The sequence below is a fragment of the Flavobacterium phycosphaerae genome (assembly GCF_010119235.1).
GTDB lineage: Bacteria > Bacteroidota > Bacteroidia > Flavobacteriales > Flavobacteriaceae > Flavobacterium > Flavobacterium phycosphaerae.
Genome location: NZ_JAAATZ010000001.1, coordinates 2,259,163 through 2,284,486, shown reverse-complemented (window position 1 = coordinate 2,284,486; position 25,324 = coordinate 2,259,163). Strand labels below are relative to the sequence as shown.

Below are 25,324 nucleotides of genomic sequence, written 5' to 3'. Positions count from 1 at the left end.
TTTTAGGTGGGATTTTCTTTTTAGCAGCGGCACTCCCTGCATCGGTACAACTCCCCTCCCGCCATCCGCGCTACATGGTAGCCAACTCCTGTCGGGGCTATATGGACGCATGGAGTTTTCATCTTAAGTTGTGGCAATTTTTTTTAAAAAAAATTTTGCCACAAAATCTGTGGCAAAATTTTTAATTCGATTTTTTTGCCACAACTTTTGATTGATTTCTTTTCATCTTGCCATAAAAAAACTCCTCAATTTCTTGAGGAGTTTTTTGGTCTATTTTTTTTCTGTCTGTCTTATCGTTTAAGCGAGAAGTGTGCTTTGAACTGACGCATGTTACTGCCCTCGGCAAAGTCTACCGTAAACCAGTAGTCATCCGACGGTAACAAGTGACCATTGTATGTCCCGTCCCAACCTGGACTAAGCGGACTAAGTTGTTTAAGCAGTTTGCCATAACGGTCAAAGATGTAAATCTTAGCTCTCGGCTGATCATGCAATCCACTAATATTCCAATTGTCATGATACCCATCGCCGTTCGGGGTAAAATAATGAGGGTAATCTATCGTTTGTACGTCTTTGATAAACTCTACTCCACACGAATAACCATTCGGGTCTCTTACATCCCAAACATACACTGTATGGTTCCCTAAGGAAACATTCTCAAAGATTGGGCTGGTTTGTCTCGGGCCGTCATCCAAACTGTATTCATACACTCCATAACCGTCATTGGTGATGGTTATGATTTGATTCTCCGCAAAGGCATTGGTTACTGTAGCAGTGATATTATCCGCAGGGCCCGACTTAATAACATCAAAGGTAGAAAGCGCCGTAATGTCCGAAGTACAACCCAACATTGGAGATAAACTAACCGCCTCAACCGTATACACCACATGGGTATCGGTAAGGGCCATATTGTTTATATTTAGTGTACTGGCGTGCTCTCCAACCACCGGTTGATTATTGGCATACCAGTTAAAGGTGTAGCCCGGTGCCGTGATGCCACTGTTCAAGATTAAATTGTTGTTCACTGTCGTCTGGTTCCATCGTACACAAGCAATATTGCTGCCCGTGTTGCTGGTAATCACCGGCTCGGCCAGTTTCTCTATAACTACATCAAATGAATCCAGTTCATAACAACCCGTTAGAGTATTCTCAACACGTACCCAATAGGTACCTGTTTGTACTTCATACGTATCTAAATTAGTCAAAGCACTACCCGAGTTCCCTGCCTCAGCATCTGCCTGACTGTTGTAATAGAACTCTACGATATACGTCGGCGCTGTTTGTGTTGCCCCTAAGATGTCGGCTTCATAACCCGCTAAACTAGCTAGTGGGCTTGTTGGGTTCTGTGTATACAGCATCGTGCCGTTGTTATTCCCGTCATAATCACACTCTTTCATGTCGGCCATGGTGTAGTTAATCGTTGGTTTTGGATTAACCAAAATATTGAAACTGCCCATACCGCTCTTACAACCTGTGGTGGTATTGGTAATCTCCACATAAATCGTCTGAGGGTTAGTCAGGTTAGTATACGCATTTGGCGTTGTTATCGGTATTGTTAAGGCGGCATCTTCATAAAACGCAACACTGTAAGCGGATACCGGTGTGGTTTGATTCCCTTGCAGTAAAGCAGCACTTTGAGTCGTTAAATCAAAAACCTCTATACCGTCATTCACTCCCGATGGGTCGGCCTCACAGATTTGATAATCCGCTATGGCACTGATACTCGGTAATGGATTAACTATAAAGCCTTGTTGTACTTCTTTGTAACATTTTCTACCGGTGTAATCCGTAGAGACATCACTGGTCACTGCTACATAGACATACTGCACCTGATTGATGGTCGTTCCGGCTATACTTGGGTCGCCCACTATGGCCGTAGTCGGATTTAAAATCTCACTAGTATTGGCTTCCAAATCAGCATGACTTGGGAAGTAATGGAAATCAACATGGGTATCGCCATTGGCTATATAAGCCTCATTCAGGGTTAAATCAAACTGAGCCACACCACTACCCGGAGCATCCTCACACTGCGCGGCCAATACCGGAATATTGTTGCTCTGTGGCGTAGGTACCGGAAGTACTCTGATGTCTAAGGTGGTGATGCTTTTACATCCTGCTGTGGTGGTGACCAAAACGCCAAGGGTTTGTACTGCCGCAGAGGTATTGGTATACGCACTCGGGGTAGTAATCACATTGGTATTGTTCTGAGCATCCACAAGGCTTGGGTAATACGTAACCGTATAGCCTGTATTTTGATTAATCTCGGTGTTTTTTACCGTTAAATCAAAAGTGTAATACAAATTGTTCGATGCCGTATCATTATCACATTTGCTCAGTGGTTGCGGTGTGATTAACAATAATGGTTTGTTGATAACCAATTGGAAGGAACCTAAAGCGTAACAACCCGTTGCATTATCCTCTATTCTAACCCAAATAACTTGGGTGTCACTACCAAAATACGTAGCGGCATTAATAATCGGGGAAGTGCCGGCATCGGCCAAGCCTTGGCTGAGATAATACGTAACGGTGTAATTGCTTGCCGGGTTTGGTGCCTGAAGCAGCAGGATAGCGGCCGTTTTGCTGGTTAAATCAACAATAGTACTGCCGCTCTGTGGGTTGTTGTCTTGGTCGCAAGTCACCAAATCCGGGATAGTAACCGGTTTAACAGGGCTTGGATTTACGTTAAGCTCTATTGGAATAACACTGTAACAGCCTGTGATTGGGTCTTCTGCACGCACATAAATAATCTGCACAAAGTTAGTGATGTTGCAGTAACTTGACGGATTAGGAATGGTAGTACCTCCAATCTCGGCATCAGTCTGGGTCTCATGGTAGGTTATATCATAATCCGCTCCTTGTAAGATATCCGGAGTTAGGCTTGTTAAATCGATATCACAGGTTATACCATTTTGGTTATCGTCACAAACCGTTAACGGCTCTGTTGGTGGAACCGGTGTCGGTAGTGGGTTCACGCGGATATCCATCGTGGAGATAACATAACAAGTGGTGGCTTGGTTGGTAATGCGAATACCTAAGGTCTGAACACAAGGCAATACATTCTCATACAACAAAGTGCTGATGGCATTGGTATTGTTCTGAGCATCGGTTAAACTCGGGTAGAACGTAACGCTCATTCCCGTTTGTCCGTTCAAGATATCGGCTACCTTAGAGCCTAAATCAAATACCTCTTTACAATTGCCCGAATTGTTATCATCACAAAGCGAATACTGAGGATAACTAATCGGAGGAACAATCGGTAGCGGATCAACCACTAAAGTTAAGGTCACAATATCAAAACAACCCGTAGCAATCGTCTCTACTCGAACATACAACGTTTGAGTATCTATCGTACCATTGATGTAATTGGTCACATTCGAGATAGCACCCGTAGCGGTTTCAGCCGCTGTTTGTGAGGTATAAAAGGTTACCGAAGTCAAAGCAGGGTTAATACTGCCTAAAATCTCAGGAACTTTGGTCGTTAAATCAAAGGCCTCATACCCTACGGCTCCCGTGTAATCACACAAATGGTAATCCGTTGGACTTACGGCCTCAGGCGTTGGGTTGACAATTAGTTGAAGTTGAACATAATTCGCACAGCCTGTTAAGGTGTAAAATACTCTAACATAAATGGTTTGTGTCCAGTTAAAGATATTACTATAAGGAATCAATATCGGATTGGCGCCTGTTATGGCATCCGTTGGGGTTTCGTGATACGTTACCGTCACTCCTAAGCTCGAAGGATTTGGTGTACCGGCAATAAAAGCAGTAGCATCTTCTAAATTGAAAACTACAATACCGTCATTGTTCGGATCACACAGTTGTAATGCCGGTGGTGTATTGGCCACAGGACCCTGGGTAACACGTAACAATTGAGTAGTGGTAACATAACAACCCGTGGCTGTATTTTCTACTCTAATGTAAATCGTTTGGTTGTCGGTTCCTAAATAATTGGCCGGCGAACCAATAGCGCTCACTTCATTTTGAGCATTGGCCAAAGTAGTATAATAAGTAAAGGTCACTAAGCCTGTAGCATTAACATTACCTTCATTTAGTGTTAAATCAAATAACGCCTGATTGGTAGCTCCATTGCTACATACATAAAGCGTTGGTGGTGTCGCAGCAATCGGCAGTGGATTCACAATCAGATTAAACGAACTAACCGCATTACAACCCGTAGCCGTATAACGGATGTTAATCCATATTTGTTGCGTGCCTGATGTATATAAATTAGGTAGCGGACTCGTTTGACTTAACGCATCGGCCTGAGTAAGATAATAACTTACCACTACGCCACTCTGTCCATTAGCAATCTCTAAATCTTTACTGTGAAGCACAAACTGCTCTACGTTATCGCCAGAAGTTGTGTAATCACACAATACATAATCCGCAATAACAGGATTTGGAATTGGAGGCACATTTACAACTAGTTGTAATGTGGTAGTTGTATAACAATCCGGGAAACCTGAAAAATAAACTTTAACATATAAAGTTTGAGCATTTGCCGTAGTATTACAATAAGGACTCGTAAGTGGTGTGGCTGTTCCTGACTCTGCATCGGCTAAGGTCGTATAGTATTCAATAACAACAGGACCAGTAGCAATTTCTGCATCCTTAGTTGTTAAATCAAATAAACAGTAAATGCCATCTTGATTATCATCACAAACTACATAAGGGGTTGGTGTGGTGATTGTAGGTCTTGCTGTAACAGTTATAGTTGCTGATCCAGATTGATTTTGAGAACAAGTTGTTGCACTGGAATCTTCTACACTTACTAATGTATAAGTATAAGTACCAACAGCAGAAGCGGGAACAACTAGTGTAACAGTATCATTACCGGCAAGCGTTGATATAGTTTGTGAAACATTATTACTATCTAAATAGGTAAATGTATAAGGTGAAACACCATCAGCTCCTGTAAAAGTAATTTGAGGATCTGGCGTAGTATTCAAACAAATTGAAGAAGTTCCTGATATTGTGGCCGTTGGTAACGGATTAATTATTACAGTAGCAGTACCCGATTGGTTTTGCGAACAAGCAGGTGTTGATGAACTCGCAACGCTCACTAATGTATAAACATAGGTGCCTGCGGCTGTAGGAACAGTAATCGTTGCTGTATTACCAACTCCTGAAGAAGGAATAGTCTGTTGTATTCCGTCAGGGTCGAGATAGGTAAATAAATAAGGAACATCTCCATTTGCACCGGTAAAAGTTACTGTAGCAGCAGGATCACTTTCACATTGAGTAATATCACCGGCTATAGTAGCTGTTGGCATTTTATTCACTGTAACTGTGGCGGAACCTGTTTGATTTTGATAACATCCCAGAGCACTTCCTACACCCACCAAAGTATAAGTATAAGTTCCAAAAGTTCCCGTAGGAACATTAACCGTTACACTATCAGACGTACTAGGTGAAGCTATAGACTGTAACACGCCATTATAATCAAGATAATCGAAGGTGTAAGGAGCTAAACCATCAGCACCGGTAAAGGTTATTGCAGCAGACTCCCCTTCACAAACTGTGGTTGTTCCGGAAATAGTAGCGGTTGAAGAAACACCCACGGTAACTGTAAAGTGCTTAACAATTTTACAATTAAAAGCGGCTAATTCAATACCTACATATATATCATAAACCCCAGGTCCCGGAGGGCAAAAATTAGTAGCAGGAGTGATTGGATTAATACCGGCTTCAGCATTAACAGCTGAAGTGTAATAATTAATTTCATAATCATTAGGATCTAAAGTTCCTAATATTTCGGCGTCATTCAATGTTAAATCAAAACAGCTTGGAAAACATCCTGCCATATCGATAGGTTCTCCTGTGGAATCAGGATGCACATACATATTAAAGTCTTGCGTTGCTGTTTGAGGAACCCCACAAACAGTATAATTAGCTTGTAATGTATAAGTGGTATCCGCTGTAGGGCATACTGTTACACTACCATCAGGATTTGATGCAATAGGTGTTGTCCCTTCGAACCATTTTACAACTACAGGTACATTAGGTCCAGTTGGTGTAAAACGCCAAGCTTCCTGATGTGCCGTCCAGTTACCAACATCTCTGTTAGGAGCAACTTTAAATGGTGGATTGGCTCCTCCTCCTTTTATTCCAATAACTCCTCTTCCTGAATTCCAACCATTACAAGGAGTCCTATCTTGTACATAAACTTCAATAATATTAGATACTTCATACAAAACAATTTGTGAAGTTTGTGAGCCAGAACCATAGCCACAACTAAACTGAGCTAAATTATCAAAATTTACTACTAATTTTCTACAAGGGTAAGTTCCTATTAATTTGTAATTAACACTTTTATCAGTAGGTAACTGAGGTAACGGGGGATTTATCAAGGTATTTGTATCTTGATAAACACCACAAATCTTATTTCGGAAAGGATTATCTGCGTAAGTAGCTCCAGGAAAATTTGGGTTCGCAAATGTAGTGACGGTCTGTTGCCATGAATTCGATGTGGCAGGAGTTGCAGGATAATTGGTCCCAAAACTTATTACTCCATTGTCTCCAATTTGAACATTATTGTAATTTGTTCCATAAAAACAAAAATCAAATGGTAAAGTAAAGGGAAGAGAATAAACATCATCCGCACCTACCGGGAACCTGGTAAACGTTGGATCATCAAATGAAGCCTGAGGACAAAAAGGAATACTGGTAACTGCATAATCAGTAGTTGAAGGTATAGGCGAAATATTAGCCATTAATGTTCTACACTCTCCAGTGGTACAAAAAGTAGTATCAACCGGTAAATTATCTGGTGCCGGTACTGGCTCTACTGTTGCACATCCGTTAGGCACAACAGTTATAGTTACTATTTGTCCTGTAATAGTTGATTCACAAAAGGTGAAAAATCCTCTTACTTTGGTAATTTCATAAACAGTGGTACTATTTAAAGGTGGAGTGGTAAACAAATAAACTCCTGTAGGACCAACGTTAACTGTATAAGGAACCGGCTCACCGGTAGCTGTAATAGTTACTAAAGAGTTAGGAGTTGCTGTTATAGAAAAAGTAGCCGTATTGCCTGGACATATTGTTTGGTTACCCGACATCGATGCCGTTGGAACAGAAACATTTACAGTAACATTGCTTGTAGCATTACATCCTACAGCATTAGTACCCGTTACGGTATAAGTTGCACCGGTAAGTGGTACGTTTGTAGCATAAACCACATCTCTTGAATCGCCTGTATAAGGTGTAGTTGCTGTTGCATCTGTAAATAAATTTGTAGTTGGAGACCAAATAAGTGAAGTCAATGGCGTATAGGTGAACGTTGTTCCTGAAGCAGGCACCGTATTATTAGTATCGTAAGGTGTAGTGGTACTGGCCGAATTAGTAGCAAAATTAATACTACTGTAGTTTGTTGCATTTACGGTATATCCGGCAGAAATACTATTGGAAGTTTGTGCTCCCATAGTACCATAGTGATACTCTACCACATTAGTTCCTTCATAGAGCCACATTTGGAAAGTTGAATTAGCCGGAGCAGCAGTATTTTTGGGAATAGTAACATTCCATTCCACTATAAAAATACGGTTTGGTGCTGTACCGGTAACTAACGTCTTCACACTACCGGTTGTTCCTGTAGCTAAATCATCCCAATAAGGATAGAGCTTAGGTGTGTTTTGTGCACTGGTAGTAACATTGACCGGTTGGCCATTAGCCGTAGTGCCTCCTAAAAGTAACCATCCATCAGGAGAAATAAAACAAGAGGTATAACTGATGCCTCCAAAATCAAAGGTAAACCCAAGATTAGTAGAGGTTGTAGGCGTATTATCGCTTGCGCTATTAATAACTGTTGTAGCCCCCACCATAGGATCTAATGGTACTGCCGAAGTAGTACTGAAAGTATTCGCAATAGCTTTCAGCGTGCTAATACCATTCAAACAAATTGGGTTTGGTGTTGCCGCAATGGTTAATTGAAGTGGATTATATCTGACTACCGTTTGAGTTGCAGTCGATACATTTCCGTTCACATCAGTAGCTGTCCATGTTACAGTAGTAGTTCCTACTGGAAAACAAGCCGGGGCATTACTGGTAAGCGAGGCGATGCCACAATTATCCGTAGCAGTTACTCCCAAAGCAATGGCACAACCAAAACTATCTGCTTCATAACATCTAGTAATATTCAAAGCAGTTATTACAGGATTTTCAGTATCATTAACTTGCACTATAAACTGACAAGAGGCTGAGCCATTACTATTAGTTGCCGTAGCAGTAACGGTGGTTGACCCTACCGGGAAGAAACTACCCGACGCTTGTGAATAGGTTACAGTAGGAGTCGGACTTCCCGAAGCTACTGCCGCCGCATAAGAAACATTAGCACCACATAAACCTGCTGTAGCAGTAACCGTAACGTTTGCCGGGCATACAATAGTTGGCACTAATGCTGAAATAACCCATTGAAACGAAAGTATATTAGAACAAGTTACTTGACTTAGACTATCCGTAAAGCAAGCCACAATAGTATCAATACCTACGCCTGCAGTCCCTGTGTAAGTAAAAGTTGCTTGCCCGTTGGCATCCGTTGTAACGGTAAAAGGCGCAAGCCCGGCATTTGGTCCGGAAGTGATAGTAAAGGTAACAGCTGTATTTACTATCGGTAATCCGTTAGTATCTTTAACAACAGCTGTAACTGTATGACTGGTTCCTACATTCCCTGAAGTAGTAGTTTGTGACAATAAAATACCTTCACCCACAATAGCTGAACCTGACAAGGTAAAATAAGCCAAGAAAATATTATCATCTCCTGAAGGATTAACCGTATTGATATTCAAACTGGTGGTGGTATTAGTAATGAACGGCAAAATGGAATACACTTCATCATCCGTATATTGATCGGTTGGTCCGGCATTAGGATTTGCCGGATTTGTATTGGTATCACCAATTCCTCCAACAGTTATCAAACCTCCATTGGCAGATTCTCCATCATCTTCTCCACCGGCTGAACTGGATAGCATTTGTGAATTAACCGATACTTGTGACGTTTGACTTCCTCCACCATTCTGATAACTGAAACCAATTCCCAATCCCATATTCAACAATGCTCCGGGAGCCGCCGGGTCTATAGGTTGAGCAAGTGTAAGCGAAAAATTATCTCCGGAGGGTGTTGAAGCCCCAAACATTATTATTATGGTCTTTTCAGTAGCAGTAGCATCATTAAAAACAACTAAAAGTGCTTCTCCTTCAATACCGGACGAGCTACACTCTGTAATATTCAATGTTGAAATTCCGGCTGGAAAAGCATTGATTTGAGCAGCAACTAGACTAGTTACATCAGCCCAATAGTTATTAAAAGTTGTGCTGCTAGCGTTTGTTGCTGAACCATTCCAATTTATTGGAGACCCTGACAATGTTACACAACCGTCAGGAACAGTTGTAGCAGTGGCAGAAGACATTAAAATTGCTTTTAGCACAGTGGCTCCGGCATTAGGCTTATTTACCCTTATCGCCATTGCAGATGAGGACGAACCAATACCGTCAGCAGAAAGTGTATACTGCCCGGTTACACTATAAATTTCAGACAATGCTCCGGCAAGAGTACTATTCAAACTTGGTCCGTTTGAACTTGACTGTCTTGACATGGTATTGCCTAAACTTTCAAACGTACCCGGGAGAGCAGCTTGATTAATTCCTTTTGCGTTGGTTTTATTAGTTGCATTTTTTTGTTGTTGAGACATCCCTGTAGTGGGTACAAGAAACACCGCGAGGAACGTTACAAAAATTACAGCTAAATTTAGTTTATTTAATGAAAAATTTAAAAAGTAACTCTTTTTCATAATTTATTTGCTTTTTTTTGGAGCGAAATTTACACTTTTTTAAGAGATAATTAACTTAAAAATTTAAATATTTTCAAATATTAACACTTCCGGATTGAGTTTAAATATTATTATTTATCTTTGCTTTCTTATTCAAAAACCCCAATTAACTCTTTTATTTTAATGATAAATAACGAAGATTTTCAGGACGAATTAGGTAATAACCATATAGCGACCAGTGCCCAAAATCCTGTACGAAAAGATGCTTTTGACAGTAGCGACGAAGAAAAAATAAATTCGATTAAAAAAGATGTCGAAAATATATTGAGAACATTAGGAATGGATTTGACCGATGATAGTATCAAAGGAACTCCGAATCGCGTGGCCAAAATGTTTGTGAAAGAGATTTTTGGCGGATTAAATCCTAATAAAAAACCAAGCTCTTCAACATTTCAAAATAATTATAAATATGGTGAAATGCTGGTAGAAAAAAACATCACCCTCTACTCTACTTGCGAACATCATTTACTTCCGATAGTGGGTCGCGCTCACGTAGCTTATATTTCAAACGGAACAGTAGTCGGCCTTTCGAAAATGAACCGAATTGTAGATTATTTTGCCAAAAGACCTCAAGTACAAGAGCGTTTAACGATGCAAATTGTACAGGAATTACAAAAAGTTTTAGGAACCGATGACGTGGCTTGTGTGATTGATGCCAAACATTTGTGCGTCAATTCACGTGGGATTCGCGACATTGAAAGCAGTACGGTAACTTCTGAATTTGGCGGCAAATTTAAAGACGAACAAACCCGTAGAGAATTTTTAGATTACATTCGATTAGACACCAATTTTTAATAGCCCGGATAGCAGCGGCATCCTTTTTCTTGTCAAAGAAAAAGATAGAGCGGAAAGCCGGAAATAGCTCCTAACAAAATGCAACTTTATAAAAACCATACCCTCAAAATATACAATTCTCTTTCAGGAGATAAAGAACTTTTCAAACCCATACACGATGGCAATGTAGGCATGTATGTTTGCGGACCAACGGTCTACAGCAATGTACACCTAGGAAACGTGCGTACTTTTATGTCGTTTGATATGATTTTCAGGTATTTTTTGCATTTGGGTTACAAAGTGCGTTATGTGCGTAACATTACCGATGTAGGTCATATCGTGGACGATGTGGATGACGGGGAAGATAAAATTGCCAAAAAAGCCAGAGTAGAACAGTTAGAGCCAATGGAAATCGTGCAACGCTATACCGTTGATTTTCACGATGTATTAAAACAATTCAATTTTTTACCGCCAAGCATTGAACCTACGGCAACCGGTCATATCATTGAACAAATTGAAATCGTAAGTCAGATTATTGAAAAAGGGTTTGCTTATGAAACCAATGGTTCAGTTTATTTTGATGTGGTCAAATTCAACGAAACTAACCATTACGGAAAATTAAGCGGTCGTAACATTGACGAAATGTTGGCCAATACCCGAGATACTGACGGACAAAGCGACAAGAAAAACCCTCAGGACTTTGCTCTTTGGAAAAAAGCAGAACCGGAACACATCATGCGTTGGCCTTCGCCTTGGGAGTTGGCTTTCCGGGTTGGCATTTAGAGTGTACTGCCATGAGCACCAAATACCTTGGTGAAACTTTTGACATACATGGTGGCGGAATGGATTTGAAATTCCCGCACCACGAATGTGAAATTGCTCAAAATGAAGCTTGTACCGGTCACAGCCCTGTGAACTATTGGATGCACGCTAATATGTTGACGCTAAATGGCAAAAAAATGTCGAAGTCAACCGGAAACAATATATTGCCGGACGAAATATACAATGGCGGAAGTCCGTTTTTGAGTAAAGCCTTCTCGGCCAATGTGGCTCGATTTTTTATGATGCAGGCGCATTACCGCAGCATTTTAGACTTCACCAACGATGGAATTATTGCTTCTGAAAAAGGATTCAACCGATTGATGGAAGGCTTAGCTATTTTAAAAGAATTGCAACCAAGTGCTGCTTCAACGGTAGACATTACAACATGGAAACAGAGTTGTTATGATGCCATGAATGATGATTTCAATACACCTATTTTGATTGCTAATTTATTTGAAGGAATCAAAGTGGTGAATTTGGTTAAAGACGGCAAAGAAACCCTGACCGCCGAAGATTTAAAAACACTGGCGGATACCTTGAACACCTTTACGTTTGACGTTATCGGAATCAAAGATGAAAAGACAGCGGCCAACAATTCGGATAAATTGGAAGGTGTGGTTGAAATGCTAATCGACATGCGATTGGAAGCTCGTGCCAATAAAAACTTTGCCTTGTCAGACCAAATCAGAGACCAATTATCAGCACTCGGCATTCAGTTAAAAGACGGAAAAGAAGGCACTACCTTTAGCATACAATAAACCGTAACGATTTTAGAATTATGCTAAAGAAAATTGTTATTGCACCTTTCCTTTTCTTAATTCGGTTTTACCAGCTGGCCATTTCCCCTTTCACTCCGGCTACTTGCCGTTTTGAACCCACCTGCTCTTCTTATTTTGCCGAAGCCCTCAAAATCCATGGTCTTTTCTATGGCACTTATCTTGGTATCAAACGTATTTTGAGCTGTCATCCCTGGGGAAAAAGTGGTTACGATCCCGTACCCGAAAAAAAATGCAGTCATAAATAAAAGCTAATGCTTTTCTGTTTTTACGTTTTATATTTATAAATTTGAAATTGTTAAAACCCCATAATCATGATTTGGAATCCCTCAGAAGGAATTAATATCGGCTTTTTTACCATTCGTTATTACAGTTTAATGTTCGTAGTGGCTTTTGCCTTAGGCTGGTACATTATGAAACGTATTTATGACAAAGAAAACATTCCCATTGACAAACTTGATACTCTTTTTATCTGGACAGTGGTAGCCACACTGCTTGGTGCCCGTTTGGGTCATGTGTTTTTCTATGATTGGGAATATTTTCGCAACCATCTTTCCGAAATCTTGTTGCCTTTTAAATTTGAAAACGGATTCGAATTTACCGGTTTCCGAGGATTAGCAAGTCATGGGGCCGCTATTGCCATCATCATTGCCATGTATTTTTACAGCAAAAAAGTAATTCACAGACCTATGCTGTGGGTGCTTGACCGCGTAGTGATTCCGGTTTCCTGCGGTGCCATCTTTGTCCGAATTGGGAATTTTTTCAATTCTGAAATTGTGGGTAAAGTAACTGACTCTGCTTTTGGGATAAAATTTATCAGAGACTATTATACCCCAAATGCGGCTGTAAATGCCACCAAAATTTCAGATGTCAATGAAGCTTATAAAGCTATAGCCACCAATCCGCAATATGCTGCGCTTTTAGAAAAAGTACCGGCTAAACACCCGGCTCAGTTGTATGAAGCCATTTTATATGTCTTTGTATTCCTGACTTTGTTTTTCTTATACTGGAGAACCAATGCCAAACAAAAACACGGTTTGATTTTTGGGTATTTCTTAATTTTATTATGGTCTGTGCGATTTGTAGTCGAATATGTCAAAGAAAGTCAGGGAGGTATTGAAGACACCTTTGGTTTATTAACCACAGGACAATGGCTTAGCATCCCATTTATTCTCATCGGTGTCTACTATTTATTTGTAGCCGAAAGACCGGTAGAAGACGATATTTAAAAAACAAAAAGTCCCGATAATTCGGGACTTTTTTATTACTCTTCTTCATTGACTTCGGTATGCGACTTAGCATAGTTACGCCATTTTTCAATACACTCCTGCATGTCTTGCGGCAGCTCGGTATCAAAACGCATAAACTCTTTAGTAGTCGGATGTTCAAAGCCCAATGTTTTAGCATGTAGGGCTTGTCTTGGCAAAGTTTTAAAACAATTATCGATAAATTGTTTGTATTTGGTAAACGTAGTTCCTTTCAAAATCAAATCGCCTCCGTAACGCGCATCGTTGAACAAAGTATGTCCAATGTATTTCATATGCACACGAATTTGATGCGTTCTACCGGTTTCCAATTGGCAGGAAACCAAAGTAACATACCCAAAACGTTCTAATACCTTATAATGCGTTACGGCATGCTTGCCATGATCGCCTTCCGGAAAAACAGCCATTTGCATGCGGTCTTTCACATGGCGGGCAATATTACCTTCTATCGTTCCTTCATCTTCTTTTACATTTCCCCAAACCAACGCTATATATTCGCGCTCAGAAGTTTTGTCTTCAAACTGTTTGGCCAAATGAGTCATAGCCGCTTCGGTTTTGGCCACTACTAAAAGTCCGGTAGTGTTTTTATCAATACGATGCACCAAACCGGGTCTTTCGCTTGAATTCATCGGTAAATTATCAAAATGAAAAGCCAAGGCATTAACCAAAGTTCCGGTATAATTACCATGACCCGGATGCACTACTAAACCTGCCGGTTTATTGATAACCAACAAGGCATCGTCTTCATAAACGATATCCAGTGGGATGTCTTCGGGAATAATATGATTTTCAAAGGGCGGATGAGTCAGCATCACACGCACTACATCAAACGGCTTTACACGGTAATTGGATTTTACGGGAATATCATTAACCCAAATATTACCATCCTCTGCCGCTTTCTGAATTTTATTTCGAGTAGCGTTTTCTATTAGCTGCATCAGGAATTTATCCACACGCAACAACGATTGTCCTTTAGGAGAAACAAAGCGGTGGTGTTCGAATAATTCGTCTTCCAAATCAAGAGCTTCAGTATTGTTATTCATCTCCGGTAGGAATTTGCATAGTGTCAACAGCGGTAGAATCAATAGCTTCAACAAAACCTACTTTTCCGTCTCCAAGCACCAAATCAATTTTAGAGGACTTTAATACCTTATCCCCTGCTTTTAATTTCTTGCCGTTCATTCGCATTTCCAAGACCATATCTTTTCCTAAATAAGGTTTGTAGGTAATCGTTCCCTCTAGCAATCCGACAGCTTCCAACGTTGGAACTGCCTGACGGTATGTTTTTTCAACTAAATCAGGCAAAGACACCATAGTATACTTTGACGCATTGATTTTGATGTAAATTTTTCGACCTTCTTTTACTTTAGAACCGGCTTTAGGCTCTTGTTCTACTATAGTCAATTTTGGAAACTCAGGTCTGAAATCAACCGTATCCAAGATGATATAATCCAAATCAAGGGCGTCTAGTTTCTCTTCGGCCTGTTCGGCGGAGAGTTTACTCAAATCGGGAACCGTGATTTCCTGTCCGTGACGAGTGGTGTAGGTTATCCAATGAAAAAACAAATACGAAATGATAGCGACTATAGTCATAGCGGCCAAAATTTGAGCAAAGAAAACGCGGCTGGTAAGATACTTTCGTAAACTCATAAAGAAATTTAATTTGAGCAAAGATATAAAAAACATAAAGGTATTTCGTTTGAAATTATCATGATTTGCATGTGCCAAAACAACCTCATTTATTTTTATGCCCCTTACCCCTCATCAAAAAAACAATAAACGCTATCATGTGAAAAAAAATGATAATTTTGTTACTCATTAAACGTACACTTAACTCCAACTACCAATGAAAAAAGTTGCCATCATCATGGGCGGGTATTCCAGTGAATATCAAATATCGCTTAAAAGCGGAAATGTGGTTTACCAGTTTTTGGACACTTCAAAATACACCGGCTATCGCATTCACATCTTCAAAGAAAAATGGGTGTATGTTGACGCCAATGACCAAGAGTTCCCTATAGATAAAAACGATTTTTCGGTTACGGTACAAGGAGAGAAAATTACGTTTGACGTAGTCTTCAATGCCATTCACGGTACGCCGGGTGAAGACGGATTGATGCAAGCCTACTTTGAATTGTTGGGCATTCCGCAAAGTTCCTGCGATTATTATCAAGCGGCCTTGACCTTCAACAAAAGAGATTTATTATCAGTTTTAAAACCTTACGGCATCAAGACGGCGACTTCTTATTATTTGAATTTAGGAGATACTATCGACCAAGACGCTATATTGGATACTGTGGGCTTGCCTTGCTTTGTCAAACCTAACAAATCAGGATCCAGTTTCGGAATTACCAAAGTAAAAACCAAAGACGAACTGTTGTTGGCCATTGCCAATGCCTATAAAGAAGATAACGAAATCATCATTGAAAGTTTCTTGGATGGTACCGAAGTTTCCGTTGGGGTTATCAATTATAAAGGAACAATCACCGTTTTGCCTATTACCGAAATTGTTTCGGAGAATGACTTCTTTGATTACGAAGCCAAATATTTGGGCAAATCACAGGAAATCACTCCGGCCCGTATCTCTGCTGAAATGACGGCCAAAGTTTCGGCTGTTGCCAAAAAAGCCTACGAAGTTTTAAAAATGACCGGCTTTTCCCGAAGCGAATTCATCATCGTTAACGGCGAACCTCACATGTTAGAAATGAATACCATACCGGGATTGACGACCGAAAGTTTGATTCCGCAACAAGCCAAAGAAGCGGGTATCTCGCTAACCGATTTATTTACTAATGCGCTTGAATTGGCACTAAACAAGTAATCTTATGAAAAGAAAAGCAGTATTTCCCGGTTCCTTTGATCCTATTACCTTGGGTCATTATGATATCATCAAAAGAGGTGTATCGCTGTTTGATGAAGTGATTGTGGCTATTGGTATCAATGCCGATAAGAAATACATGTTTACTTTAGAAGACCGCAAAAAATTCATTGAAGACGCGTTTAAAGACGAGCCCAAAGTTTCGGTGATTACTTATGAAGGCTTAACGATTGATTTGTGCCGAAAATTGGATGCCGATTTTATTCTTCGCGGCTTGCGTAACCCGGCCGATTTTGAATTCGAGAAAGCTATTGCGCACACCAACAGAAAACTATCGCAAATAGAAACGGTCTTTTTACTGACCGCCTCCAAAACCTCTTACATCAGTTCCAGTATAGTGCGCGATGTTATCAGAAATGGTGGCGATTATACCGTTTTGGTTCCGGATAGCGTTGTGGTAAAAAAAGAGAAATAAACCGGGTGTTTTTAATGATGCAACTTTCGATTCAGTAATAGTATTTTGAGTTTCAAGTGGTCATAAATCAAGCCGAACACCAGGGCGATGGCTGCTATGCACAATACTTTTAGTGCCAGTTTTCCGTAAAATATACCGCCCACTATACCGCCGATAAAAAAGAAACTGATAATCGTTAACCGCAATTTAATTGACGAATACAATTGCTTTTTCTGAGCGGCTTCTTTATAAAAAAACAATTGCGACAACTCTATGCCTAAATCGGTGAAAAGTCCGGTTAGGTGCGTCGTTCTTACCGTGGCATTGGATATTTTGGTCACCAACGAATTCTGCAATCCCATGGCAAACAACAAACTGCAAGCAATGATGTTGGGATTTTCAGCGATTAAATCACTGCCGAAAATGGCAATACCAAATAAAATCACAATTTCAATAGAAGCCGGAAAAACATAGCGGTTTCTTTCTGTTTTTTGGGAAATAAGCTCCACTAAATAACTTGACGTAAACGACCCCAGAAAAAAGAAAAAGATATACAAAAAGTACACAAAGCCATCCCAAAAATGCAACTTAAAGAGCTCGTCTACAAAAAAAGCAAAATGACCCGTTACGTTGGTAGTCAATTTTTGCACCGCCAAAAACCCGGCCACATTGACAATACCGGCTACAAAAGACAGTAAAGAGGCAATTCGCAAATTGTGGCTTAAGGTTCGGGCTTTGCCTTGATGGGTAAACATTGTAAGTTAGTTTGTTTTGTGGCTGTGGCGTTGTACCAAGCCGTTATTTCACGATAAATTTAAACATTATATACGGAGCAAGAGCCACTCCTATCGGAATAAGAATCCAAAGTTGGCCTTCGGCTACATTATAAGCCCGGAATAACTGCTCCCAAGTGTTGCCTCTCAGTTTTCCGAAACCAAACTCAAACAGTAACGTTAGCACAGCCCATATAATTCCGATAAACAAAGCCTGTTTTTCATCACTCGGCGGCCACCATTTTACAATTAAACCACTATAAATAAAGATTAGAATAAGTAACGAAAACGTAGAAATTTGATGCGCGGCTAATTCGCCCACATATTTTTTATAGCCCAAGTCTCTCGCCGCCCCGTTTACAACGGCCATTAACACCATGGGAAACCAACATAATAGATACTTTATCATTTGCTGCTACCGTGTCGAGGCTTTTTAATGATTATTAGTAAAGATAAGCAAAATTTCAACTTAGTACTATTGGCTATGCTTAAGTAAACCGGTTATTGGGTGAAAGAGTTGTTGTGTGAGCTTTTTTAAATTACCCTAAATGCTTCCTTCCAACTAATTCCGCCAGTTTCTTTATCAATATTTTCATTTTCTGCAATTAATAAAGTATGAAATTTAGGAATGGTTGAATTGAAGTCTATATTTGCACACATTACTTTAAAAGTATTTTTGAGTTCTATTTTAGAACTTAAGCTTTTATCAAATAGGCATAAGTTAGCTCCTGAGAAATTAGCAACAACACTATGATAAAATATGCCATCGTAGTTTAAAGTTTGCATATCGTTGAGAATTTGACTGTAATAAGCACTAATTTTGTAGTCATGATGAGATTTAATATCTTTTTTTGCAAATTGATCACTAAAAAATTTAATAATTATATCATGAATTTCGATTGATTCATCACTATACTTAGTTTTCAGGTATTTTTTGTTTGAACTGACATATTTTTCTACGTCTTCTCTGACACCAGTTACCTTGTCGCTATAAAATAATGGAGCAAGTATAATAGGCCTTTTAATAATCCATTCACCAACAGTAACAAAAGGTAATTCTTTGTCTGGTTTAAAAGAATGTTTAACATTTTGTATTACTTCAGCACACGCTAATTTAAGGCTAGAAGAACAATAAAATGATGATGTCCCTGGTACATTTGCTCTGCCAAATTCTTTAATATCTTCAGCTTTCTTATTACTGATTTGTGATATATTACTAAAACTTTCTATTTCATTTTTTATAATTATTTTATCAAAAAAATTAGAATAATCATAATTAATACGTGCTCTATATATTTTTGTCCTGCTGGTATAATATGTTGATGAAATGGTATTAGTTTAAACGTACTTTGAATGATTTTTTTTAAATCATCTATTTCAACTTTCTCTAAATCTAATGAGTTTAAACTTTCTATAGCTTCTGCTACAGATTTCTTGTCAAGTTTTAAATCTTCAAAAGGATTTTTTTCTTTCATATAAGTATTGTTGGAGCAAAATCTCACATAGTGTAACGCCGCTTCACGAAGTAGCGAAGTTCGTGACTTTATATTTTCCACTAATATAAATTTCTTGCGAAAGAAAAACGTGGTTTTACCACATTCTTCGGCATTTCTTGAAACGGCTGTTAGCAGCTGTTAGAGTTTTTTCATTAAATTATTTAATAATTCCTTTAAAATTCCACTCTCTTCTTTTGATAAATTTAAGTCAGAATCAGAATTGTTTTCTTTATTAAAAATTTGTAAAAAATTCTGTATCACCAACTTTCTTTCATCTTGATTCTTATCTGTATTTTTTAATGCCACATAAAATTTTCGAATTGCTAAATCTTCATTTTCTGCTTGAATCATTAGATTATAATTGTTTAGATATAGTCTAGCTGTATATCTTAATATTGCTAGAAAGAACGAGATGATTACGATACTTAATATTAGCCGTTTTAAAAGTTCATGAAGTTCATTTTGTGGTTTCTCAATTTCACTTTCTACTCTTGGAATTAATGCTGTCAAATTTTTTGTTGCAAACGAATAGTTTGAGAATGCAAGATTTTTGGACGAATTATATTCATCTAACTTTTTATCTATTTGTTCATAAAAACTCTGAACATTGTCTTTGCTATCATATACAATAGAATCTTTTAATTTTTTGAAATCTGAATTAAAATCCTCAAAATTTTTGTCCTTTGAAAATTTTTCTATGTTTTTTTTATAGAGTTTATTACTTTTTGATTCTTACCATTTTTACTTGACATTTTATTTATTGTATAGAAATCTACTCTGTATGTATTCAAAAGGTTATCATAAGCATCTCCATCCTGGATTGTAGCCATGTTAGAGTTTGCAATACTCAATTCTTTTTTTAGATCTACTATATTTTTGGCTAAGCCAATAGAACTATCATCAAGTAATATATAACCAAAAAATATAACAATAATTATAAAAAAAACACCTAATGTCAATGTTGCTGTAAGAAAGCGTTCAGAATATATTTTAAATCGTTTCCTTTTATTTTCAATACTTTGTAGCATAAAAGGAATATAGTCTAAGCCATATTCATCATCATTTTTCCCTTTAGGTAGATTTGTTAAGAAAGCTGTATGAAATTTTTCATTTGCAAATACTTTTTGAACAAAATCCTCTACTTGACTTTCAGTTTGACTGTTATTTACATTTTTAAATGATTTAATTAGTATAAATAAAATCGCTATTAATGGTGTTAAAACTTGGATAACATGAATGATTCCTGTAATTACACCTGCATCAATCCATAAATTATCAGTTATATATAATTGTTCTCTATTGAAGCGATATAAAAATTCTTCATCAAATGTATTAACCCAAATACTCAGAAAAAGTAGAAAAATTGATAAATAAAAATCTTTAGAAGCTATTTTTTTATTTTTTTTTAATTTATATAGCCAATAAGAAAAAGTGATTATACAGACAATTACTCCAATTGCGGTTATAATTGACTTAATTAATAGATAGTTATAATTTATCATATGTCTTGATTAGGTTAATTTTCTAATTGCTGCTAACTAGTTGATAGCCCTACTACCCCCCAATTTATCAACAGCTAATATATAAATTTAACACAACTTATACTTACATTTTTTAAGTAAACCCTGCCTAACAGCTACTTAGTTACAGTCAGGGAATCGCTTTGGCAACATTTTGTAAATGAAAATAAAGTGTAGCATTAAATCATGTAGCAAATTATTTTGCTACAACAAGTTTTGCTACAAAGTGTAGAATACCAGTTAAAAATAAGAAATCATGGCAAAAAAAGGCCATGCCAAAATGAATGAGGTATAGCGAAATACCGAAAACTCCTCAACTTAGATTTCTTATATCAGCTCCGGTATAGTAGGCGATATTATCATAATGGAAGTGAGTATACCGTTTTGGTTCCGGATAGCGTTGTTGTAAAAAAATAAAAAGCTCCTATTTTAGGAGCTTTTCTTCTTCAAACAATAACTTGATATTTTCGAACCGGTCTTTTTAGTTTTTTATTCCTTTATTATTTTGGCTGTAATTACTTTTTTATCGGTATGGGCTTTTATTAAATAGACGCCCTTTGATAAACTGCTTACATTTATTTTTTTCTCATTTGATAGTATTGTTTCTAATAATCTCCCATTAACATCAAATATTTCTGTTGAATTTATGTTGTCTTCGGTATCAATATTCAATATGTTTTTTACCGGATTTGGATAAACTAAAACTTTCGTCAGGATATTTTCATTCAATCCCAGAGTATCGGTAATGAGTGTTTGAGCATTATTGGTATTGGTTGGAGAATCATAATTAAAATAAATACTGGCTGAGTTATTAATTACATCGCCAGCTACTAATGTTGGTTTAGTTTTGATTTTGAAGGCTACATAAACGCGATTATCAACTGATGCAACTGTATTGCGGTTTGTATTATTCGCAGCAGGTAAATTAATGTTTTCAAACATAAATTCTACTTTATTCGACGCTGTAATTTTGGTTACACAGGGATATGAACTATCTGTAATCTGCAAGGTTGAAATATCAAATTTTGAAGTATCTATTAAATCTTTTATAAAAATATTTTGAGCGGTATCAGTACCTGTATTCTCCGCGCTAACCATATAATGAGTATACCTCCCTACCATATCGGATGGTAAGGTATTTCCCTGAATTGGACTTACATAAGTATAAATACAGAATACATCGCCGGTTTGTCGAATTGACATCGTATTATTATCGGGTGCTTCGTCAATAGCGGGACTCGAAATAGTAGCGGTGTAATCTAAATATCCTCCAGCATATAAGGGAGGATTAAAAGTATTGAATTCTAAATCAATTGAACGGGTTTCAAAAGGATGCAAATCACTGAAATTCCAAGTCAGATTATTGGTGTTTTGGGAGTTGATTGACGGAACGGAAAATATCAAATCTAAAGCAGGATCATTGAAAAGTAAATTTACAGAACCGGATTGGGTTGTATTTCCCTTATTTTTATAAATAATTTTATATCGAACCGTACCACTGATATAAATAATAGGATCCATTGGTAAAATAATTACTTCCAAATCAGGGTGTGTGCCATTTGGTAAAAAACAAAAATCCTGATTAAAAGGGCTTGATGTTGTCGGGAAACTTACTGTAGCAGATGGCGGGGTAATTGTGTAATAAGATGGATTTTCCAAGGCAGGGCTAAATGTATAGGTCCCCGCCTGTACCGGGAAATTGGTACTCCCCGAACTGTCATTGATAAAACTTCCTGAAACAGAACCACTGCTAATATTAAATTTAAGGTTTGGCATGATAGGATCTGAAGCATCGCAGCCATCTCCATCTTCGTCGTATTTATTGTTGCCTGTTATCCTGTAAAAAGTTCCCTCGGGTGTAAAGGAGCAATAGGAGTTTACCTGACAATTGGTTATTCCATATTGAAATAACTTATTCATAATCATATTATATTCGTTATTGTAAATAGAAAAATCATTATAGTCACAACAGATGTATTGCAGATTTGGGTTGTTAGCAAAACTTTCATTATCGGTAACCCACCCATTTTTAACAAACATTGAAATCAAATGGTTGTTGTCAAAATAAAAATTTGATCCACCTCCACCCGCAGATTGCAAATCGACTTCTGTGAGCAGATTGTCATTGCAATATAACAGATCAAGCTCTGTTAATCCCTGGAAATTTACTGTTGTAAGCTGATTGTGGGAACAATCTACGGTTCCAAGAGCAGCTAATCCGTGCAGGTCTAATTCACTCAATTGATTATAACTACAAAAAAGAGCATGTAAGTTAGTCATTCCCAATACGTTTATTTGAGAAATTGAATTATGGGTAAATGCCAATGTGTTTAAATTCAGGTTTTGTAAATCTAATGAGGTGAGCAGGTTATTATCACAAAATAATTCATAAAGAAGAGTCAATCCCTGTAGATTTAAGGATGTAAGCTGATTGCTGCCACAGTAAAAAGTACGAAGTGTGGTTAATCCCTGAAGGTTAATTGCGCCGAGCTGATTATAGCTGCAGTCTAAATAATTTATTATTGTTCCTTGGATATTCAACGACGAAAGTTGATTGTTTTTGCATTTCAAAATCTGTAAGCTAGTCAGTCCTTGTACATTCAAGTTCGGAAGTTGGTTGTATTCACATTCAAAATTGTAGAGGTTGGTAAGGCCTGATACATTAATGGAAGTCAGTAGGTTATGATTACAAAAGAGCCACTTTAAACTAGTTAAGGCGCTCACGTCTAAGCTTGACACTTGATTGTCTTTCAAGGACAAAGACTGCAAATTGGTAAAACTGCTAATACCTTCAAGACTTGTAATATTGGAACTATCTACATTAAGATATCTTATAAGAGCTGCTTCGCTTACCTGTATTTCACCGTCGTTATTAGTATCTATCTTGCTGGTTACCGTTACTGAAGGGAAGCCTCCAGAGTTATACGGAATTTGGCCGGAAGCAACAGCATTGGTTGTTGTGGCACTTAGCAATTTTGCTTTAAAATTGGCATCGGGTATAGTTACTATCTGTGCATTACAATAGATAGTAAAAACTATAAGTATGGATAATATCTTTGTTCTCATTTTTATAGTTTATGTTATTTAATAAAATTCCTATTTCAATAATTTTTCCTCTTCAAAAAGCAACTTGATATTTTCGTATGAGTTCTTCAACGCCTCTTTCACCTGCTCCGGGTTGAGCCACACCGCTCTTTCAATACCTTCATTGGCTTGCGGGAAAGGGGTTCCGTCAAAAGTGGATTGCATTTCAAACCAATGGGTGACTTTTAGTTTGTATTTACCATTGCGTCTGAAGATATGATAAGTCTTTTGTAGTTTTTTGGTAATCGTAAGTTGGTTGACTCCCGTCTCCTCCTCTATTTCGCGCATGGCGGTATCTTCTATTTCTTCATTTTTTTCGATGCCGCCTTTGGGTAAATCCCATTTGCCGTTTCTGAAAATAAATAAAACGTCGCCGTTTGTATTATACACCAATCCGCCGCCGGCTTTACACACCGGAATTTTCTCCTTCATTTTTTTCAGAATCGCTTTTTCATCCGGATAGTACAAATAGGCTTTCTGAATTTTGTTCTGAAACATTTTGATGATGAGTTGCTCAATATCAATACTTTCCAACAAAAACAACTGAAAATCGGTCTCTTTGGCGATTTCGTTGGTTAAAAAAAGTGGTTTATCGTTGACAAAAACTTTATACATTTGTACTATGATTTTTAATAAAGACACAGCCGAAAAAACAGCCGAATTGCTTTTACAAATAAATGCAATTAAATTGAATCCGAAAAATCCTTTTACATGGGCTTCGGGTTGGCACTCTCCGATTTACTGTGACAACCGACTGGTACTGTCCTTCCCGCCGATAAGAAATTTTATTCGCGAAGAATTTTCCAAACATATCGAAAAAGAATTCGGCAAGCCCGATGTCATTGCCGGAGTAGCTACAGGAGCTATCGGTATTGGTATGTTAGTAGCGGAATACATGGGACTTCCCTTCGTTTATGTGCGTCCGGAACCGAAAAAACACGGCAGACAAAACCAAGTGGAAGGCTTTTTGCAAAAAGGACAAAACGTGGTGGTGGTGGAAGATTTAATCAGTACCGGCACTAGTAGTTTACTGGCGGTAGAAGCCTTAAAAGAAGCCGGAGCGCATGTCAAAGGCATGGTAGCTATCTTTACGTATGGTTTTGATGTGGCCGTAGAAAATTTCAAAAATGCCAATATAGAGTTAAATACACTGGCCGATTACAATCATTTATTAGCTTTGGCTGTTGCCAAAAATTATATCACCGAAAAAGAACTGAAAACCTTGCAAGAATGGCGTGAGAGTCCCTCAACTTGGAATGTTTAAAAAGAATTACGAATTGTAAATTACGAATTACGAAATAACTACATAAAATATGAACCTGGAAAGCCCTAAAGTTACTGTAGATAAATCAGCCGAATATCTTTATAACGCGCTGTCAGATGTCAAAAATTTTGAAAAATTAATGCCTGAGAATATTGCCAAATTTGAAGTGTTGGGTGATGATATTTTCAACTTCGGTTTGAAAGGCATGCCCGAAATCAAATTACGATTAAAAGAAGGGGTACCGCACTCTAAAGTAAATCTTGCCGCAGCCAGCGATAAATTGCCGTTTACGTTAACCGCTAATTTAGATGCCGTTTCTGATACGGCTACTGCTGTTCAATTGGTCTTTGAAGGCGAATTCAACCCGATGATGGCCATGATGATTAAAGGGCCAATCTCAAAGTTTATTGAGACCTTGGCACAGAACATGAACAAACTGTAAGTTTGATAACAA

The 25,324-nt window shown here is 38.1% G+C and carries 18 protein-coding genes and 1 pseudogene; 8 read left to right on the top strand and 11 right to left on the bottom strand.

Annotation, left to right across the window (positions count from 1 at the left end; translation table 11 throughout):
- Positions 1-290: 290 nt before the first annotated feature.
- On the bottom strand, positions 291-9,785 hold the full coding sequence (locus GUU89_RS10125; RefSeq protein WP_162127801.1) for a T9SS type B sorting domain-containing protein: 9,495 nt from the start codon (positions 9,783-9,785) through the stop codon (positions 291-293).
- Positions 9,786-9,947: 162 nt separating this feature from the next.
- Here GUU89_RS10125 and folE point away from each other — a divergent pair, with 162 nt between their 5' ends.
- The 4 genes and pseudogenes from folE (at position 9,948) to lgt (ending at position 13,425) form a co-directional block, all read left to right on the top strand.
- Positions 9,948-10,619 carry a GTP cyclohydrolase I FolE gene (folE, locus tag GUU89_RS10120; protein WP_162127800.1) on the top strand — a complete coding sequence of 224 codons (672 nt, stop codon included), beginning with the start codon at positions 9,948-9,950 and terminating at the stop codon, positions 10,617-10,619.
- Positions 10,620-10,697: 78 nt separating this feature from the next.
- A pseudogene (gene cysS, locus GUU89_RS10115) lies at positions 10,698-12,178 on the top strand (cysteine--tRNA ligase).
- Between the two features lie 20 nt (positions 12,179-12,198).
- Complete coding sequence (gene yidD / locus GUU89_RS10110) at positions 12,199-12,444, top strand: membrane protein insertion efficiency factor YidD (protein ID WP_162127799.1); 246 nt, start codon at positions 12,199-12,201, stop codon at positions 12,442-12,444.
- A gap of 66 nt (positions 12,445-12,510) precedes the next feature.
- On the top strand, positions 12,511-13,425 hold the full coding sequence (lgt, locus tag GUU89_RS10105; protein WP_162127798.1) for a prolipoprotein diacylglyceryl transferase: 915 nt from the start codon (positions 12,511-12,513) through the stop codon (positions 13,423-13,425).
- A 35-nt stretch (positions 13,426-13,460) separates the two neighbouring features.
- Here lgt and GUU89_RS10100 read toward each other — a convergent pair whose 3' ends face one another.
- Positions 13,461-14,504 (bottom strand): RluA family pseudouridine synthase, encoded by a 1,044-nt coding sequence (locus tag GUU89_RS10100; RefSeq protein ID WP_162127797.1) that lies wholly within the window; start codon positions 14,502-14,504, stop codon positions 13,461-13,463.
- Positions 14,497-15,111, bottom strand: a complete 615-nt coding sequence (locus tag GUU89_RS10095) for a PASTA domain-containing protein (RefSeq protein WP_162127796.1) — start codon at positions 15,109-15,111, stop codon at positions 14,497-14,499. Before GUU89_RS10095 ends, GUU89_RS10100 begins: the two co-directional genes overlap by 8 nt.
- A gap of 196 nt (positions 15,112-15,307) precedes the next feature.
- Between GUU89_RS10095 and GUU89_RS10090 the strand changes: the two genes are divergently transcribed.
- Together GUU89_RS10090 and coaD are read left to right on the top strand one after the other, a co-directional pair.
- Positions 15,308-16,282 carry a D-alanine--D-alanine ligase gene (locus GUU89_RS10090; protein ID WP_162127795.1) on the top strand — a complete coding sequence of 325 codons (975 nt, stop codon included), beginning with the start codon at positions 15,308-15,310 and terminating at the stop codon, positions 16,280-16,282.
- Positions 16,283-16,286: 4 nt separating this feature from the next.
- Positions 16,287-16,754: a pantetheine-phosphate adenylyltransferase gene (gene coaD, locus GUU89_RS10085; RefSeq protein WP_162127794.1), complete on the top strand. Its 468-nt coding sequence runs from the start codon at positions 16,287-16,289 to the stop codon at positions 16,752-16,754.
- Positions 16,755-16,765: 11 nt separating this feature from the next.
- On the opposite strand, the gene GUU89_RS10080 is transcribed toward coaD, so the two are convergent.
- From GUU89_RS10080 to GUU89_RS10045, 8 genes are all read right to left on the bottom strand, one after another.
- Positions 16,766-17,488 carry a YoaK family protein gene (locus GUU89_RS10080; protein WP_162127793.1) on the bottom strand — a complete coding sequence of 241 codons (723 nt, stop codon included), beginning with the start codon at positions 17,486-17,488 and terminating at the stop codon, positions 16,766-16,768.
- A gap of 43 nt (positions 17,489-17,531) precedes the next feature.
- A complete protein-coding gene (locus GUU89_RS10075) occupies positions 17,532-17,915 on the bottom strand; it encodes a hypothetical protein (protein WP_162127792.1) in 384 nt (127 codons plus the stop codon).
- Positions 17,916-18,040: 125 nt separating this feature from the next.
- On the bottom strand, positions 18,041-18,292 hold the full coding sequence (locus GUU89_RS15425) for a hypothetical protein (protein WP_394350913.1): 252 nt from the start codon (positions 18,290-18,292) through the stop codon (positions 18,041-18,043).
- 458 nt (positions 18,293-18,750) lie between these two features.
- Positions 18,751-18,981: a hypothetical protein gene (locus tag GUU89_RS10065; RefSeq protein WP_162127791.1), complete on the bottom strand. Its 231-nt coding sequence runs from the start codon at positions 18,979-18,981 to the stop codon at positions 18,751-18,753.
- A 159-nt stretch (positions 18,982-19,140) separates the two neighbouring features.
- On the bottom strand, positions 19,141-19,353 hold the full coding sequence (locus tag GUU89_RS10060; protein WP_162127790.1) for a hypothetical protein: 213 nt from the start codon (positions 19,351-19,353) through the stop codon (positions 19,141-19,143).
- A 344-nt stretch (positions 19,354-19,697) separates the two neighbouring features.
- Positions 19,698-20,504, bottom strand: coding sequence for a hypothetical protein (locus tag GUU89_RS10055; protein WP_162127789.1), 807 nt, complete (start codon positions 20,502-20,504; stop codon positions 19,698-19,700).
- A 507-nt stretch (positions 20,505-21,011) separates the two neighbouring features.
- Positions 21,012-23,588, bottom strand: a complete 2,577-nt coding sequence (locus tag GUU89_RS10050; RefSeq protein ID WP_162127788.1) for a T9SS type A sorting domain-containing protein — start codon at positions 23,586-23,588, stop codon at positions 21,012-21,014.
- 30 nt (positions 23,589-23,618) lie between these two features.
- On the bottom strand, positions 23,619-24,221 hold the full coding sequence (locus GUU89_RS10045) for an NUDIX hydrolase (protein WP_162127787.1): 603 nt from the start codon (positions 24,219-24,221) through the stop codon (positions 23,619-23,621).
- A gap of 7 nt (positions 24,222-24,228) precedes the next feature.
- On the opposite strand from GUU89_RS10045, the gene pyrE reads away from it, so the two are divergent.
- On the top strand, positions 24,229-24,870 hold the full coding sequence (gene pyrE, locus GUU89_RS10040; RefSeq protein WP_162127786.1) for an orotate phosphoribosyltransferase: 642 nt from the start codon (positions 24,229-24,231) through the stop codon (positions 24,868-24,870).
- Positions 24,871-24,919: 49 nt separating this feature from the next.
- Complete coding sequence (locus GUU89_RS10035) at positions 24,920-25,312, top strand: SRPBCC family protein (RefSeq protein WP_162127785.1); 393 nt, start codon at positions 24,920-24,922, stop codon at positions 25,310-25,312.
- The last annotated feature ends 12 nt before the right edge of the window (positions 25,313-25,324 follow it).

Excerpts from the sequence above, each read along its gene's own strand:
- GUU89_RS10125 (WP_162127801.1), bottom strand. The coding sequence starts at position 9,785 with ATGAAAAAGAGTTACTTTTTAAATTTTTCATTAAATAAACTAAATTTA.
- folE (WP_162127800.1), top strand. The coding sequence starts at position 9,948 with ATGATAAATAACGAAGATTTTCAGGACGAATTAGGTAATAACCATATA.
- yidD (WP_162127799.1), top strand. The coding sequence starts at position 12,199 with ATGCTAAAGAAAATTGTTATTGCACCTTTCCTTTTCTTAATTCGGTTT.
- lgt (WP_162127798.1), top strand. The coding sequence starts at position 12,511 with ATGATTTGGAATCCCTCAGAAGGAATTAATATCGGCTTTTTTACCATT.
- GUU89_RS10100 (WP_162127797.1), bottom strand. The coding sequence starts at position 14,504 with ATGAATAACAATACTGAAGCTCTTGATTTGGAAGACGAATTATTCGAA.
- GUU89_RS10095 (WP_162127796.1), bottom strand. The coding sequence starts at position 15,111 with ATGAGTTTACGAAAGTATCTTACCAGCCGCGTTTTCTTTGCTCAAATT.
- GUU89_RS10090 (WP_162127795.1), top strand. The coding sequence starts at position 15,308 with ATGAAAAAAGTTGCCATCATCATGGGCGGGTATTCCAGTGAATATCAA.
- coaD (WP_162127794.1), top strand. The coding sequence starts at position 16,287 with ATGAAAAGAAAAGCAGTATTTCCCGGTTCCTTTGATCCTATTACCTTG.
- GUU89_RS10080 (WP_162127793.1), bottom strand. The coding sequence starts at position 17,488 with ATGTTTACCCATCAAGGCAAAGCCCGAACCTTAAGCCACAATTTGCGA.
- GUU89_RS10075 (WP_162127792.1), bottom strand. The coding sequence starts at position 17,915 with ATGATAAAGTATCTATTATGTTGGTTTCCCATGGTGTTAATGGCCGTT.
- GUU89_RS15425 (WP_394350913.1), bottom strand. The coding sequence starts at position 18,292 with ATGCAAACTTTAAACTACGATGGCATATTTTATCATAGTGTTGTTGCT.
- GUU89_RS10065 (WP_162127791.1), bottom strand. The coding sequence starts at position 18,981 with ATGAAAGAAAAAAATCCTTTTGAAGATTTAAAACTTGACAAGAAATCT.
- GUU89_RS10060 (WP_162127790.1), bottom strand. The coding sequence starts at position 19,353 with ATGATTCAAGCAGAAAATGAAGATTTAGCAATTCGAAAATTTTATGTG.
- GUU89_RS10055 (WP_162127789.1), bottom strand. The coding sequence starts at position 20,504 with ATGATAAATTATAACTATCTATTAATTAAGTCAATTATAACCGCAATT.
- GUU89_RS10050 (WP_162127788.1), bottom strand. The coding sequence starts at position 23,588 with ATGAGAACAAAGATATTATCCATACTTATAGTTTTTACTATCTATTGT.
- GUU89_RS10045 (WP_162127787.1), bottom strand. The coding sequence starts at position 24,221 with ATGTATAAAGTTTTTGTCAACGATAAACCACTTTTTTTAACCAACGAA.
- pyrE (WP_162127786.1), top strand. The coding sequence starts at position 24,229 with ATGATTTTTAATAAAGACACAGCCGAAAAAACAGCCGAATTGCTTTTA.
- GUU89_RS10035 (WP_162127785.1), top strand. The coding sequence starts at position 24,920 with ATGAACCTGGAAAGCCCTAAAGTTACTGTAGATAAATCAGCCGAATAT.